This window comes from Streptomyces sp. NPDC007157, from assembly GCF_040634235.1.
Classification (GTDB): domain Bacteria; phylum Actinomycetota; class Actinomycetes; order Streptomycetales; family Streptomycetaceae; genus Streptomyces.
This window is the reverse complement of record NZ_JBEYFE010000005.1, coordinates 414,692-429,361: the sequence shown is the minus strand read 5'-3', so window position 1 is coordinate 429,361 and position 14,670 is coordinate 414,692. Positions and strand designations below refer to the sequence as shown.

The 14,670-nt window shown below is 71.3% G+C and carries 12 protein-coding genes and 3 tRNA genes; 8 read left to right on the top strand and 7 right to left on the bottom strand.

The features are described from left to right. Positions 1-44 precede the first annotated feature (44 nt). The 3 genes from purL to purS are packed head-to-tail and all read right to left on the bottom strand — an operon-like array spanning position 45 to position 3,240. Entirely contained in the window at positions 45-2,303 is a 2,259-nt protein-coding gene (gene purL, locus ABZ642_RS12170) for a phosphoribosylformylglycinamidine synthase subunit PurL (protein WP_360481163.1), read from the bottom strand. After that, entirely contained in the window at positions 2,300-2,980 is a 681-nt protein-coding gene (gene purQ / locus ABZ642_RS12165) for a phosphoribosylformylglycinamidine synthase subunit PurQ (protein WP_360481160.1), read from the bottom strand. Before purQ ends, purL begins: the two co-directional genes overlap by 4 nt. Continuing rightward, positions 2,977-3,240 (bottom strand): phosphoribosylformylglycinamidine synthase subunit PurS, encoded by a 264-nt coding sequence (purS, locus tag ABZ642_RS12160; RefSeq protein WP_360481157.1) that lies wholly within the window; start codon positions 3,238-3,240, stop codon positions 2,977-2,979. The genes purQ and purS overlap by 4 nt, the downstream gene beginning before the upstream one ends. Before the next feature lie 360 nt (positions 3,241-3,600). Here purS and ABZ642_RS12155 point away from each other — a divergent pair, with 360 nt between their 5' ends. From ABZ642_RS12155 to ABZ642_RS12120, 8 genes are all read left to right on the top strand, one after another. Then, positions 3,601-3,918, top strand: a complete 318-nt coding sequence (locus ABZ642_RS12155; protein ID WP_351695523.1) for an Lsr2 family protein — start codon at positions 3,601-3,603, stop codon at positions 3,916-3,918. A gap of 136 nt (positions 3,919-4,054) precedes the next feature. Further along, positions 4,055-4,126, top strand: a tRNA-Gly gene (locus ABZ642_RS12150). A gap of 81 nt (positions 4,127-4,207) precedes the next feature. After that, a tRNA-Gly gene (locus ABZ642_RS12145) sits at positions 4,208-4,283 on the top strand. A gap of 141 nt (positions 4,284-4,424) precedes the next feature. Then, positions 4,425-5,360, top strand: a complete 936-nt coding sequence (locus ABZ642_RS12140) for an ABC transporter ATP-binding protein (RefSeq protein ID WP_360481153.1) — start codon at positions 4,425-4,427, stop codon at positions 5,358-5,360. Between the two features lie 32 nt (positions 5,361-5,392). Further along, a complete protein-coding gene (locus ABZ642_RS12135) occupies positions 5,393-6,187 on the top strand; it encodes an ABC transporter permease (protein WP_360481341.1) in 795 nt (264 codons plus the stop codon). Positions 6,188-6,234: 47 nt separating this feature from the next. Then, positions 6,235-7,482 (top strand): histidine kinase, encoded by a 1,248-nt coding sequence (locus ABZ642_RS12130; protein ID WP_360481150.1) that lies wholly within the window; start codon positions 6,235-6,237, stop codon positions 7,480-7,482. After that, positions 7,479-8,093: a response regulator transcription factor gene (locus ABZ642_RS12125; protein ID WP_351744512.1), complete on the top strand. Its 615-nt coding sequence runs from the start codon at positions 7,479-7,481 to the stop codon at positions 8,091-8,093. Before ABZ642_RS12130 ends, ABZ642_RS12125 begins: the two co-directional genes overlap by 4 nt. A 22-nt stretch (positions 8,094-8,115) precedes the next feature. Further along, positions 8,116-8,188, top strand: a tRNA-Gly gene (locus ABZ642_RS12120). Between the two features lie 184 nt (positions 8,189-8,372). Here the strand turns inward: ABZ642_RS12120 and ABZ642_RS12115 are convergent. From ABZ642_RS12115 to purD, 4 genes are all read right to left on the bottom strand, one after another. Next, a complete protein-coding gene (locus ABZ642_RS12115) occupies positions 8,373-9,287 on the bottom strand; it encodes a phosphoribosylaminoimidazolesuccinocarboxamide synthase (RefSeq protein WP_360481147.1) in 915 nt (304 codons plus the stop codon). A 70-nt stretch (positions 9,288-9,357) separates the two neighbouring features. Continuing rightward, positions 9,358-10,851: a N,N-dimethylformamidase beta subunit family domain-containing protein gene (locus ABZ642_RS12110; RefSeq protein ID WP_360481144.1), complete on the bottom strand. Its 1,494-nt coding sequence runs from the start codon at positions 10,849-10,851 to the stop codon at positions 9,358-9,360. Positions 10,852-11,202: 351 nt separating this feature from the next. Beyond that, positions 11,203-12,960, bottom strand: a complete 1,758-nt coding sequence (locus ABZ642_RS12105) for a hypothetical protein (protein WP_360481141.1) — start codon at positions 12,958-12,960, stop codon at positions 11,203-11,205. Between the two features lie 288 nt (positions 12,961-13,248). Beyond that, a complete protein-coding gene (purD, locus tag ABZ642_RS12100; RefSeq protein ID WP_360481139.1) occupies positions 13,249-14,520 on the bottom strand; it encodes a phosphoribosylamine--glycine ligase in 1,272 nt (423 codons plus the stop codon). Between the last annotated feature and the right edge of the window lie 150 nt (positions 14,521-14,670).

The window sequence follows — 14,670 nt, the reverse complement described above, 5'->3', positions numbered from 1 at the left end:
GCCCGTCCGCAAGGAACGGGCAGGGCCGTACGACCGGACCTCGACTACGCGAGCAGCGCCTCGATCGTGCCCTCGTGAGCCTCGCGGAGTTCCGTCAGCGAGAGCTCGAACTCGCCCTGGATCTCCACCGACTCGCCGTCCACGACACCGATGCGGGACACCGGCAGGCCGCGCGCGCCGCACATGTCGTTGAAGCGGACCTCCTCCGAGCGCGGCACCGCGACGATCGCGCGCCCGGCCGACTCGGAGAGGAGGAACGTGAAGGCGTCGAGCCCGTCGGGTACGACCAGACGCGCGCCCTTGCCGCCGAGCAGCGCCGATTCCACGACCGCCTGGATCAGACCGCCGTCGGACAGGTCGTGCGCCGAGTCGATCATGCCGTCGCGGGAGGCGGAGATCAGGATCTCGGCCAGGAGGCGCTCGCGCTCCAGGTCGACCTTCGGGGGCAGGCCGCCCAGGTGGTCGTGGACGACCTGGGACCAGGCCGAACCGCCGAACTCCTCACGGGTGTCACCGAGGAGGTAGAGCAGCTGCCCCTCCTCCTGGAAGGCGACCGGCGTGCGCCGGGCGACGTCGTCGATCACGCCGAGGACGGCGACCACCGGGGTGGGGTGGATGGCCGCCTCGCCGGTCTGGTTGTAGAGCGAGACGTTGCCGCCGGTCACCGGGGTGCCCAGCTGCAGACAGCCGTCGGCCAGACCGCGCACCGCCTCGGCGAACTGCCACATCACCGCCGGGTCCTCCGGCGAACCGAAGTTCAGGCAGTCGGAGACGGCGAGGGGCTTGGCGCCCGTCGTCGCCACGTTCCGGTAGGCCTCGGCCAGCGCCAGCTGCGCGCCCGCGTACGGGTCCAGCTTGGCGAAGCGGCCGTTGCCGTCCGTCGCGATGGCGACACCGAGGCCGGTCTCCTCGTCCACACGGATCATGCCGGAGTCCTCCGGCTGGGCGAGGACGGTGTTGCCCTGCACGAAGTGGTCGTACTGCGAGGTGATCCACTTCTTGGAGGCCTGGTTGGGGGAGCCGACCAGCCTGAGGACCTGGTCCTTCAGCTCCTCGGCGGTGGCCGGCCGGGCCAGCCTGTTCGCGTCGTCCGCCTGGAGGGCGTCCTGCCAGGACGGACGGGCGTACGGGCGCTCGTAGACCGGGCCGTCGTGCGCGACCGTGCGCGGGTCGACGTCGACGATCTTCTCGCCGTGCCAGAAGATCTCAAGCCGGTCGCCGTCGGTCACTTCACCGATGACCGTGGCGATGACGTCCCACTTCTCGCAGATCTCCAGGAAGCGGTCGACCTTCGCCGGCTCGACCACCGCGCACATGCGTTCCTGCGACTCGCTCATGAGGATTTCCTCGGGCGAGAGGGTCGAGTCACGCAGCGGTACGTCGTCGAGGGTGACGGTCATGCCGCCGGAGCCGTTCGAGGCCAGCTCGGAGGTGGCGCAGGACAGGCCGGCCGCGCCCAGGTCCTGGATGCCGACGACCAGCTTCTCGGCGAAGGCTTCGAGCGTGCACTCGATGAGCAGCTTCTCCTGGAACGGGTCGCCGACCTGGACGGCGGGGCGCTTGGAGGGCTTCGCGTCGTCGAAGGTCTCGCTGGCCAGGATCGACGCGCCGCCGATGCCGTCGCCGCCGGTCCTGGCGCCGTACAGGATGACCTGGTTGCCCGCGCCGGAGGCCTTGGCGAGGTGGATGTCCTCGTGCCGCATCACACCGATGGCACCGGCGTTGACCAGCGGGTTGCCCTGGTAGCAGGCGTCGAAGACGACCTCGCCGCCGATGTTGGGCAGGCCCAGGCAGTTGCCGTAGCCGCCGATGCCGGCGACGACGCCCGGGAGGACGCGCTTGGTGTCGGGGTGGTCGGCGGCGCCGAAGCGCAGCGGGTCGACCACGGCCACCGGGCGGGCGCCCATCGCGATGATGTCGCGGACGATGCCGCCGACACCGGTCGCGGCGCCCTGGTAGGGCTCGACGTACGACGGGTGGTTGTGCGACTCGACCTTGAAGGTGACCGCGTAGCCCTGGCCGACGTCGACGACGCCCGCGTTCTCACCGATGCCGACGAGCAGCGCGTCGCTCTGCGGGGCCTTCTCGCCGAACTGGCGGAGGTGGACCTTGGAGGACTTGTACGAGCAGTGCTCGGACCACATGACCGAGTACATGGCGAGTTCGGCGCCGGTCGGACGGCGGCCGAGGATCTCCACCACCCGCTCGTACTCGTCCTTCTTCAGGCCGAGTTCGGCCCAGGGCAGCTCGACGTCGGGGGTCGCGGCCGCGTGCTCGACCGTGTCCAGAGGCGTCCGGCTCATGCGTTGACCAGCTTCTTGAGGATCGACGTGAAGAAGGGCAGACCGTCGGTGCGGCCGCTGCCGATGAGCGGCTCGACGGCGTGCTCCGGGTGCGGCATCAGGCCCACGACGTTCCCGGCCTCGTTGGTGATGCCGGCGATGTCGCGGAGGCTGCCGTTGGGGTTGAGGTCGAGGTAACGGAAGACCACCCGGCCCTCGGCCTCCAGCTTGTCGAGCGTGTACTCGTCGGCGACGTACCGGCCGTCCATGTTCTTCAGCGGAATGTGGATCTCCTGGCCCTCGCGGTAGTCGCTGGTCCAGGCGGTCCCCGCGTTCTCCACCCGCAGCTTCTGGTCGCGGCAGATGAAGTGGAGGTGGTTGTTGCCGAGCATCGCGCCCGGGAGCAGATGGGCCTCGGTGAGGACCTGGAAGCCGTTGCAGATACCGAGGACCGGGAGGCCGGCCTTCGCCTGCTCGATGACGGTCTCCATCACCGGCGAGAAACGGGAGATGGCACCGGCCCGCAGATAGTCACCGTAGGAGAAACCACCGGGGAGGACCACCGCGTCGACCTGGTGGAGGTCCTTGTCCTTGTGCCAGAGGGCCACCGGTTCGGCACCCGCGAGCCGGATCGCACGCTGGGTGTCCCGGTCGTCGAGACTTCCCGGGAAAGTGACGACGCCAATACGAGCGGTCACTTGGCCGCCTCCGCGACTTCATCCACCCGAACGGTGAAGTCCTCGATCACCGTGTTGGCGAGGAAGGATTCCGCAAGATCGTGGATGCGGGCGAGCGTGGCCTCGTCGACGGGCCCGTCAACTTCCAGTTCGAATCGCTTTCCCTGACGTACATCGGAGATGCCTTCGAAACCCAGGCGCGGCAGCGCACGCTGGACCGCCTGGCCCTGGGGGTCGAGGATCTCCGGCTTGAGCATGACGTCGACTACGACGCGTGCCACTGGCACTCCCGGTGTTGTGGTGCTGGCTGCTGAGCAGATACCCGGCGGTGTCTCCGACAGGCGTCTTCAGACTACCCGCACAAAATTTCTACGCGGGTAGAGTTGTAGGAAACTACGTGAGCCGCATCACGATCGGGTGACAGCGGGGGATCCACACGAAAAGTTCTGGGAAAGTTCCCCGGGTTCGCCCATGACATCTATTGCGTCCGGGACACGCGGACGGATTTAGTCGGGCTTCACTTTGTATTGCCAGGCACTGTACAAATGAATTGGCAATAGCCGATACTCGGCACGTCATCTCCGCCATCGCGTCATCGCCGGTGAGCTGTATAGACGTGCCACACGAAGGGACCGATATTCGTGGCGCAGAAGGTCGTGGTCACTCTCTTTGACGACATCGACGGCTCGGAAGCGGCGGAAACGATCGCCTTCGGACTCGACGGCAAGTCGTACGAGATCGATCTGAATCAAGCCAACGCCAAGGAACTGCGCAAGGCCCTGGAGCCGTACGTGACGGCCGGCCGCAAGCGGTCGAAGTCGGGCAAGGCGTACAAGCAGACGGAGGTCGCCCCCGACCCGGCGGCCGTCCGCGCCTGGGCGCAGGCGAACAAGATGGATGTCCCGGCACGCGGTCGCATCCCGAAGAAGGTCTACGAGGCGTTCAGCGCCGCGCAGTGAGGCGCGGCCCGGGTTGCCCTCAGGGACCGTCACCGGCCCCCGAGGGCAACCGACTTGCGCTACCCCCCTGCTGATCAGCTAATGTCTGGAGCACGCCGAGGGGCGCGGCCGAAAGGTCGAAACCCACGGAGTACATGCGGGTGTAGTTCAGTAGCAGAACATCCCCCTTCCAGGGGGAAGGCGCAGTGTGCAATTCCTGTCACCCGCTCTGCACCGCCGGTCCTGGTCATGCTTGTGGATCAGGTAGGCTGGTGCTCGCACCGATCGGTGGGAGCCGGTCGGGGGCAGTGCGGACGTAGCTCAGTTGGTAGAGCGCAACCTTGCCAAGGTTGAGGTCGCGAGTTCGAGCCTCGTCGTCCGCTCCAGCCAGTAGGAGAAACCCCAGTCATGCGACTGGGGTTTTTTCGTGCGCCTTCGGTCCCCGTCACGCGCGCTCTGACATTTGTCATGGGGAGTGATGACACCACGCACTGCTGCCGGGACCGGTCCCCGGGGACGCTCATTCCATGGAAGCCATCGAAGACAACGAACACGTGATTGAGGTCACAGACCTCCGGCGTGCCTACGGGGGCGGTTTCGAGGCGGTCCGTGGAATCACCTTCTCCGTGGGCCGTGCGGAGATCTTCGCGCTCCTCGGCACCAACGGCGCCGGCAAGACCTCCACGGTCGAACTGCTGGAGGGCCTCGCACCGCCGACCGGGGGCCGGGTCCGGGTGCTGGGCCACGATCCGCACCGGGAGCGGGCCGCCGTACGGCCGCGGACCGGCGTGATGCTCCAGGAGGGCGGCTTCCCGTCCGAGCTGACCGTCGGCGAGACCGTCCGGATGTGGGCCGGCTGTACGACCGGAGCCCGGCCCACGGCCGAGGCGCTCGGCCTGGTCGGGCTCGCCGGCAAGGCGGACGTCCGGGTCAAGCAGCTCTCCGGCGGTGAGCGGCGCCGCCTCGACCTGGCGCTCGCGCTGCTCGGCCGGCCCGAGGTGCTGTTCCTGGACGAGCCGACGACCGGCCTCGACGCCGAAGGACGCCGGGACACCTGGGAGTTGGTGCGATCCCTGCGCGACGCCGGAACGGCCGTCCTGCTCACCACGCACTACCTGGAAGAGGCCGAGGACCTCGCCGACCGGCTCGCCATCCTGCACGAGGGACGGATCGCGGCCACCGGAACACCGGGCGAGGTGACCGCGGACCGGCCCGCACGGATCTCCTTCGAACTGCCGCTCGGCTACTTCGTGGGCGACCTGCCGCCGCTCGCCGCCCTGGGCGTGTGCGGTCACGAGACCGACGGCAGGGCCGTACGGCTGCGGACCCGCGAGGTGCAGCGGACCGCCACCGGGGTGCTGACCTGGGCCCAGCGGACCGGGGTCGAGCTGGACCGGCTGGAGGTGCGGTCGGCCTCGCTGGAGGAGGCCTTCCTGGGCATCGCGAAGGAGGCGGTCGTATGAGCACGGTGGACCTCGGCGGGCGCCGGGACGCGATGCCCGCCACCGCCCGGCGCCGGGCGGCGCGCGCCGCGTCCCGGCGCCGGCTGGGTGCGCTCGGCCGCGCCGAGTTGCTGCTCCTCGGCCGCAACCGCGGTGCGGTGCTCACCGCACTGCTGGTGCCGCTCGCACTGCCGTTCAGTGTGCGGCCCGCCATCGACCAGATCGACCTGAAGACCCACGGGCTGAACGTCGGCACGCTGATGCTGACCGCGGCGACCGGGTTCTCCTTCCTCTTCGCCGTGTACACGTCCCTGGTGAGCGCGTACGTGGCCCGCCGCGAGGAGCTCGTCCTCAAGCGGCTGCGCGGCGGCGAGGCGGCCGACGCCGAGATCCTGGCCGGCACCGCCCTGCCGGCCCTCTGTCTGGGGCTGGCCCAGGCGCTGGTGCTCGCCGTCGGCTGCGCGGTGCTCCTCGACGCCGGCCCGCCGAAGGCGCCGTATCTCGCCCTGCTCGGGCTGCTCCTGGGCCTGCTGCTCAGCGCCGCGCTCGCCGCGCTCACCTCGGTTGTCACCCGGACCACCGAGAGCGCCCAGGTCACCGCGCTGCCGCTGGTCTTCGTCTCGATGCTGGGCTCGGGCATCGCCGTACCCACGGACGTCCTGCCCGACCGGGTCGCCTCGGTCTGTGAACTCCTCCCGCTCTCCCCGGCCGTCCGGCTGGTCCGCGCGGGCTGGACCGGCGAGCTCGGCGCCTACCAGGCGACGGGCGCGGTCCTCACCGCGCTGGCCTGGACCGTGGTCGCGGTGTTTGCTGTACGGCGTTGGTTCCGCTGGGAACCCCGGCGCTGAGTACGGACGGGCCAGAACGGCACAGACAGGACGGGACGGGACCGGGGATGAGCGGGGCAGGTGGCTGGTGGCGGGCGAAGACCACGCCCGCCAAGGTCGAGACGTACACGCGCTGGTCGTTCCACTTCTTCGCGGTGATCGAGGTCACCGCGATCGGACTCCCGGTGTTCGGGGAGACGGGGACGGCGCTCTCCGGCTGGCTGATCACGATGGTCGTCGTCCACGCGGTGCTCTGCGCGCTGACCGCCTCCCGGACGCTGGACTGGACGCGGGGCCGCCGGGAGCAGCCGGTGCGGCTGCTGTGGGCGCTCGGCGCGGCCACGTACGTCTTCGCCGTCACCGCCCTGGTGCTGCGCGAGCACGGTGGGCCGGGCGACGACACGCACAGCGCGGCGGCCACCGTCTTCGTGGGGATCCTGGCGTTCGGGACCGGCACCACGGCGCTCGGCGTCCGCGACCGGCGGCGGGCGGTGGCGTTGATCGCGGGCTTCGCGTGCGGGGCGGCCGTGGTCTCCGTCCCGCTGGGCGTGCCCGGGATCGCCGCGCTGGTCACGGCGGTCGCGGTGTTCATGGGCGGCGGCGGCCTCGCCGCCACCTCGGTCTTCTCCGTCTGGCTGCTGAACGCCGTCTACGAACTCGACGAGGCCCGGGAGACCCGTGCCCGGCTCGCCGTCGCCGAGGAACGGCTGCGGTTCGGCCGCGATCTGCACGACGTGCTCGGCCGCAACCTCGCCGTCATCGCCCTCAAGAGCGAACTGGCCGTGCAGCTGGCCCGCCGCGAACGACCCGAGGCCGTGGAGCAGATGATCGAGGTGCAGCGGATCGCCCAGGAGTCGCAGCGGGAGGTACGGGCCGTCGTACGGGGCTACCGGGACGCCGACCTCGCGACCGAACTCGCCGGCGCACAGGGCGTGTTGGCGGCGGCGGGCATCGACTGCACGGTGACCGGCGACACCGCGGGCCTGCCCGCCGAGGTGCAGTCGGCCCTCGGCTGGGTGGTGCGGGAGACGACCACCAACGTCCTGCGGCACGGAGAAGCGGGACAGTGCACGGTGGGCCTGCGGGTACTGGAGGGGCGCGTGGTGCTGACGGTGGAGAACGACGGGGTCGCTGTGCGGGCCGGCGGCAACACCGGGGGTGGCGGGTCCGGGATCGCCGGGCTGCGGGAACGGCTCGCGATGGTGGAGGGGACGTTGGAGGCGGGGCCGGTGGGGGCGGACGGGTTCCGGGTGGTGGCTTCGGTGCCGCTGACCGGCCGTACGGTCGATGCGAATGTGAGCGGAGTCACCTCATGACCTCTCCGGTACGGCTGTTGCTCGCCGACGACGAGCATCTGATCCGGGGCGCGCTCGCCGCCCTGCTCGGCCTCGAGGACGACCTCGTGGTGGTCGCGGAGGCGGCCACCGGGCCCGAGGCGCTCGCCATGGCGCGGGCCCATCGGCCGGACGTGGCGGTACTGGATCTGCAGATGCCGGGGGCGGACGGTGTGAAGGTCGCCACATCACTGCGGGCCGAACTGCCCGGCTGCCAGGTGTTGATCGTGACCGGTCACGGCCGCCCCGGGCACCTGAAGCGGGCCCTGGCCGCCGGTGTGCGGGGGTTCGTCCCGAAGACGGTCAGTGCCCAGCGGCTCGCGGAGATCATCCGTACCGTGCATGCGGGAAACCGCTACGTCGACCCCGAGTTGGCCGCCGACGCGATCTCCGCCGGGGACTCGCCGCTGACCGCCCGGGAGGCCGAGGTGCTGGAACTGGCGGCCGACGGGGCGCCGGTCGCGGAGATCGCCGAGCGGGCCGCACTGTCACCGGGAACCGTACGGAACTACCTCTCCTCGGCCGTCACCAAGCTCGGTGCGGAGAACCGTCATACGGCAGTGCGTCTCGCTCGGGAGCGAGGTTGGGTATAGTTGCTCTCGCGCCACGGCGCATGCGGACGTAGCTCAGTTGGTAGAGCGCAACCTTGCCAAGGTTGAGGTCGCGAGTTCGAGCCTCGTCGTCCGCTCCGAAAAAGGCCCCCGGTTTCCACCGGGGGCCTTTCGCGTGGACCCTGCGGTGCAGGGCCCCCTCGCCTTTACGCGGTCCTTTGTACGGCCTTTGTACGACCCTTCGTACGACTCATTGTGTGACCGTTTGTGCAGCTCTTCGTGCGGCTCTTCGTGCGGCTCTCCGTGCGGCTCTTTGTGCGGTCAGCTCCAGCTCTGGCCGGTCAGCCGCTCGTACGCCTCGATGTACTTCGCCCGGGTCGCCTCGACCACTCGCTGCGGCAGCGCCGGCGGGGGCTGCTCGCTCTTTCGGTCCCAGCCGGACTCGGCCGAGGTCAGCCAGTCGCGCACGAACTGCTTGTCGAACGACGGCTGGGCCCGGCCCGGCTCCCACTCGTCGGCCGGCCAGAAGCGGGAGGAGTCCGGGGTGAGGACCTCGTCGGCGAGGACCAGGGAGAGGTCGCCGTCGGCGCCCCGCTCCAGGCCGAACTCGAACTTGGTGTCGGCCAGCACGATGCCCCGGTCGCGGGCGATGTCCCGGGCCCGCCCGTACACCGCGAGGGTGGCCTGGCGCAGCTGGGCGGCCGTCTCGGCACCGACCTGCCGGGCGACCTCCTCGTACGACACGTTCTCGTCGTGCTCGCCGACCTCGGCCTTGGTGGCCGGGGTGAAGATCGGGGCGGGCAGCTCGGAGCCGTCGACCAGGCCCTCGGGCAGGGCGAGGCCGCAGACCGTACGGGACTCCTGGTACTCGGCCAGGCCCGAGCCGGTGAGGTAGCCGCGGGCCACGCACTCGACCGGGAGCATCTTCAGCGACTTGCAGACCAGGGTGCGGCCCGCCCAGTCGGCGGGGGCGCCCTCGGGCAGCTCGGTGCTGATGACGTGGTTGGGGGCGAGGTCGGCGAGCTTGTCGAACCACCACAGGGAGAGCTGGGTGAGCACCCGGCCCTTGTCGGGGATCTCGGTCGGCAGCACCCAGTCGTACGCGGAGATGCGATCGCTGGCGACCATCACGAGGTCCCCGGCCGCGTTCTGGTACAGCTCGCGCACCTTGCCGGTGTGCAGATGCACCAGGCCCGGCACCTCGACGGGCTCGGGCTTTTCGACGAATCCGGACACGGTTCCTCCCCGTGGTTCTGTACAGGTGCCCCCGATTCTCCCGTATGCCGGGTTGCCGTCGGACACGGGGTCAGTCCCGTTTGCAGATGCGGTCCAGGAGGTTGGCGGTGGCGCGCTGGACACGGGGGTCGACATGGCCGGGCCGGTCCAGGGCCGGCGACCAGGCGAAGGTCCCGGAGGCGAAGACCAGGGCGCCGGAAGGGGCGCGGTAGAGGGAGGTCTCCTGGTGGCGCAGAGCGCCGTCGCTGTCGGTGTAGGGGGAGTGCGCCAGCAGGATGCGCTCCTCGTGCTCGGGCAGCGTGGTGCGCGGGAAGTAGCGGTCGGCCTCCCCGGCCACCAGGCCCGGCAGTTCGTCGCCCTCCTGCGCTCCGGTGGCCTCCCAGAGCCAGTGACCCGCGTTGCGCACGATCAGGGGACGCGGCTCGGGCACCCGGCCCGCGTACTGGATGCCGACCGTCTGCTGCTCGGGCCGGTCGATCTCGCGCCAGAGCACGGGTTTGCCCGGGCCCTTGCGTTTTCGGCAGGTGAGCAGGCGGTCCGCGACCCCGGACGGGGACGGCCCCAACTCCACCTGCCAGTACATGGTGTTGGCGGAGAGGAAGACCAGCGAGGTGCCGCTGTCCCGGGCCAGGTCGACCGTGCGGCGCATCCGCGGGGACCAGTACTCGTCGTGGCCCGGGAAGACCAGGCCCCGGTAGCGGGCCGGGTCGACGCGGCCGGCGTGCAGGTCGCGGGCGTCGGCGTAGGCGAGGTCGTAGCCGTAGCGCTCGGCCCAGCGGATGAAGTCGTAGGCGTGGCCGACGTGCAGGGGCAGGCCCGCGCCCGCGTACGGCCGGTCGAAGGAGACGGTGGTCGCCGCGTCGGCCTCACCGAGCAGCCGGCCCCGCTCGTCCCAGGCGTGGTAGAGGCTGGCGCCGCTGCGGCCGTCCTCGGGGTAGAGGTTGTAGGCCTGCCAGGTGATGTCCGGCAGCAGCAGGAGCAGGTCGGCCGGATGGTTGTCGCGGATCGTGAAGGGCACGTGGGAGCGGTAGCCGTCGGCCGTGGTGAGCACGGCGACGTACGCGCCGTTGCTCCAGTACGAGGGGACCTGCAACCGCCAGGACAGCCACCAGTGGTGGCAGGAGACCGTACGGTCGGCGGCCAGCGGCGGCGGCTGCACGATGCCGGACAGCCGCGGGCTGGTGGTGATCTTGGCGGCGCCGTCGCCGCCGTAGTGGCCGATGCGGTAGATGTCGACGCTGAATTCCTGCGGCGGGTCGACGGTGATGTGGAAGTCCACGGCCTCGCCCGGGGAGACCGCGCCGGTCGAGGTGAAACCTTTGATCTGCCGGTGCACGTCGTCCGCCGAGCGGGGGCCGACCGCACTGCGGGGTGCGGGGATCCGCGGGTTCTCGCCGGTGGGCTGCGCCCGGCTCGGGTCGACGTACCAGGGGACGACATGACCGGTGTCGTCGAAATAGGTCTCGCTGCCACGCAGCCAGGGGACGGGACCCAGGCCGAAGGGGTCCGTGACGGCGTGCGCGAGTGCTCCCGACTCCCAGCGGCGGATGTGGTCCGATGCCATGGTGGCTCCCCTCCCTCATGCCCCCGTGAAGTGTGCTGATACGAGTCGCTGTGCGGTGAAGCGGTGGTGCAGTGACGCGGTGACGCGGTGACGCGGTTGCTCGTGGCCGAGCTTGTTCTGTTCTGGTCGAGCCTGGTTCGTGCGTGGTTCGTGCCTGGTCCGTGCGTGGTTTCGGTCTCGGTCGAAGTGCTGCCTGCGCTGCGACTGTGGCGTCTGTCTTATGTCGGATGCGCTTGCCATTCCCACCGAACGGTCCCAGCACATCACATAACGCACGCGTACGGTCACGGTTCGTTGCGAATTTGCCTGAAGTGGAACAGTTCACTCCGCTAAAGCGTCGAAACGCCGAGGTCAGACCAGCCGTACGGGCTTCTCGGGACGTATCCCGGACTCGACCAGCCAGGCCCGCAGCGGGGCCGGGTCTCCTTCCTCGACGAGGCTGAGGACTCTGGGCGTCAGGTCGGCGGCCCGCTCGCCGTCGACCAGCAGGGACGGGCCGTCGAGCCAGTCCAGGCCGGGAGTGGCTCCGGCGGTGTCCACGGCCGCGCAGCACACCATCGCGCGGACGTGGTCGGCGAGCAGTTCGCGGGCGGTGCGCGGGGGCTGGAGGGGGAAGAGGGGCAGCGCGCAGTCGTCCCAGAGCGCGCTGTCGGGGCCCTGCCCGGCGGCTGCGGGCGCGCCGGGGTCCGGGGGGACCACGGCGGCCTCCTCGCGGGCGAGGGCCGCGGTGAGGCCGGCGGCCAGGGCAGCACCGCGCTCGGTACCGGTGGCTTCCTCGGCGTCCTCGTCGTAGGCCGGGAGCTCCTTGGGCCTGCGGTGGGCGGCCGGGTCGGTCAGGTGGTCCATGACCCGGGCCAGGGTGGGGCCGCCGGGGTCGGGAGCGGCGGGGTCGAGGGTGGCGCGGACACCGAGGGAGTCCAGGACGCGGTGCAGCCGGGCCGCCTCGGTGCGCCAGGTGCGGTCGACGACCTCGTCCGGATACTCCTGCCAGGCCACCGGCGACCAGTCCGGGCCCGGCTCGGCGGGGCCGCCGTGGAAGAGGCGGGCGGCGAGCAGCGAGGCGGCCTCGTCCACCAGGCCCGGCTCCTCCAGCAGGTCGCAGGCGGGCCGCTCACCGAGCCGGGAGGCGAAGCCCTCGGCCAGCCGGTCGCGCCGGGACAGCTCGGTGAGCGCCGCGACCACGCCCGCGTCCAGCCGGGACGGCCAGCGGCCCATCCGCCAGGCGGGCAGCGCGACCCGGGTGAGAAGGCGGTCCCAGCCGGCGTAGGCGAGGCCGACCTGCTCCTGGGCGACGATCCGCAGTCCGTAGTCCACGGCCTGGGCGCGCTCGGCGGCCGCGGCCGCGACCCCGCGCTCCATCAGCGCCGCGTGCTCCCGGCAGCCTCGCAGCAGCACCCGGGCCACCCAGCCGAGGCCCGCGCAGACCAGGCGGGTGGCCGGACATCGGCCGGTCGTGGAGGAGACGGCGACCGCCGCGTCCAGCCCGCGCACGAAGCGGCGGGCGGCGGCTATGTCCGGTTGCGCCGAGGGTCCGGTACCGGCGACGACCGGGGCGAGGACCGCACGCAGCTCGCCGACGCGCATCCACCACAGGAACGGGGAGCCGATGACGAGCACGGGGGCGGCCGGGACACGGCGGTGCGGGCCCGGGTTGCCGAGCTCGTCGCCGCCCTTGGCCGCGGGCGGCCCGTGCGCCGGATGGGTGCGGTCCTCCAGCCAGCTGTCGCAGTCCGGGGTGAGCGCTATGGCGGAGGGCACCGGGACGTCGAGGCGGTCGGCGAGGTCGCGCACCATCCGGTAGAGGTCCGGGGCGGAGTTCTCGGGGATCGGGACCGTCGGGCTCACGGCCGGCCGGGCGCGGGCCACGACCAGGGCGATACCGGCGGCGGCCAGCAGGACGACGACGGCGAGCACGCCGACGACCCAGCGGGCCGTGTCCCAGCCCCGGCCCACGAAGTGACCGGTGGAACCGCCGGACAGCAGGATCACCGTGGCCGCCGCGGGCAGCAGCGCCACGGCCAGGGCCCGGCCGCGGATGCGCAGCACGGCGAGGGCCCGGGTACGCGCTGCCTGCGCTCCCGCCTCCACACCGATACCGGTACTGGTCACGTCCGGACCTCACCCCCTCCCTGCTGTCCTGGTGCCGTCCTGGCTGTTGCTCACTCCCCCACTGTGGCACCCGCCACTGACATCGCAATGCCGGTGGGCCAAGTGCCGGAACGCTTGCGCCGCACCCTAGTTGGGGCCTCGGCCCCCGTCAGCCGGTTGGGGCATCGGTCACTCGATGGAATGGCTTTGGTCAGAGGTGATCGACAGACAGCAACGATCAGGCCCCGGATTTTCGGGATCCGGGGCCTGAACAGGAGTGGTGCAGCTTCGAGCACGCTGGGAGGGCGCTCAGGCCTCGGCCGTCTCGACCGCCTCGGCCGCCGCCTTCGCCGCGATGTCCGTACGGTGCTGGGAGCCGTCGAGCCCGATCCGCGCCACGGCCGCATACGCCCGCTCGCGCGCCTGGGTCAGATCCTGACCGGTCGCGGTCACGGAGAGAACGCGGCCACCGGCGCTGACCACCGCGTCGCCGTCCCGCTTCGTCCCCGCGTGCAGGACATAGGCGTGCGGGGCGTCCTCGGCGGCCACCGTGTCGAGACCGGTGATGGGGTCACCGGTACGCGGGGTGCCCGGGTAGTTGTGGGAGGCGACCACCACGGTGACCGCGGCGTCGTCACGCCAGCGCAGCGGCGGGAGGTCGTCGAGGGTGCCGTTCGCGGCGGCGAGCAGGACGCCGGCCAGCGGGGTCTTCAGGCGGGCGAGGACCACCTGGGTCTCGGGGTCGCCGAAGCGGGCGTTGAACTCGATGACCCGGACACCGCGCGAGGTGATCGCGAGGCCGGCGTAGAGGAGACCGGAGAACGGGGTGCCGCGCCGCCGCATCTCGTCGACGGTCGGCTGGAGAACGGTCTCCATGACCTCGTCGACCAGCTTGGGGTCGGCCCAGGGCAGCGGGGAGTAGGCCCCCATGCCGCCGGTGTTCGGCCCCTGGTCCCCGTCCAGGGCGCGCTTGAAGTCCTGGGCGGGCTGCAGCGGGAGGACCGTCACACCGTCGGTGATCGCGAAGAGGGAGACCTCGGGGCCGTCGAGGAACTCCTCGATGACGACGCGGTCGCACTCGGCGGCGTGCGCCGTGGCGGCGGCCAGGTCGTCGGTGACGACGACGCCCTTGCCGGCGGCGAGTCCGTCGTCCTTCACGACGTACGGCGCCCCGAAGGCGTCGAGGGCCTCGGCGACCTCGTCGGCGTCTGTGCAAACGTACGAACGGGCGGTGGGCACTCCGGCCGCGGCCATCACGGCCTTGGCGAACGCCTTGGACCCTTCGATCTGCGCGGCCTCCCCGGAGGGGCCGAAGACCGGGACACCCGCCTCGCGCACGGCGTCGGCGACCCCCGCGACGAGCGGGGCCTCCGGGCCCACGACGACGAGCTCGGCGCCGAGCTCCTGGGCCAGGGCGGTGACGGCAGCACCGTCCAGGGCGTCGACCCGGTGCAGCTCGGCGACCTCGCCGATACCGGCGTTGCCGGGGGCGCAGTACAGCGCGGTGACGTCGGAATCGAGGGACAGAGAGCGGCACAGGGCGTGTTCGCGGGCGCCGCTGCCGATGACGAGGACCTTCACGGGGGCCAGCGTAGCCGGATGCACCGACTGGAGGATCCTCCAAGGGGGCTCAGCTGAGGGGTGGCCGTCTGTCGAAACGCTCGCCCTTGGGGGGCTGCCGCCCCAGAAAACCCCGCTTCAGCCTGGACGGCCTCGCCCTCAAGCAGCCGG

Coding starts and splice junctions, on each gene's coding strand:
- ABZ642_RS12110 (WP_360481144.1), bottom strand. CDS start 10,851: ATGGCATCGGACCACATCCGCCGCTGGGAGTCGGGAGCACTCGCGCAC.
- ABZ642_RS12125 (WP_351744512.1), top strand. CDS start 7,479: ATGACCTCTCCGGTACGGCTGTTGCTCGCCGACGACGAGCATCTGATC.
- ABZ642_RS12130 (WP_360481150.1), top strand. CDS start 6,235: ATGAGCGGGGCAGGTGGCTGGTGGCGGGCGAAGACCACGCCCGCCAAG.
- ABZ642_RS12140 (WP_360481153.1), top strand. CDS start 4,425: ATGGAAGCCATCGAAGACAACGAACACGTGATTGAGGTCACAGACCTC.
- ABZ642_RS12135 (WP_360481341.1), top strand. CDS start 5,393: ATGCCCGCCACCGCCCGGCGCCGGGCGGCGCGCGCCGCGTCCCGGCGC.
- purL (WP_360481163.1), bottom strand. CDS start 2,303: ATGAGCCGGACGCCTCTGGACACGGTCGAGCACGCGGCCGCGACCCCC.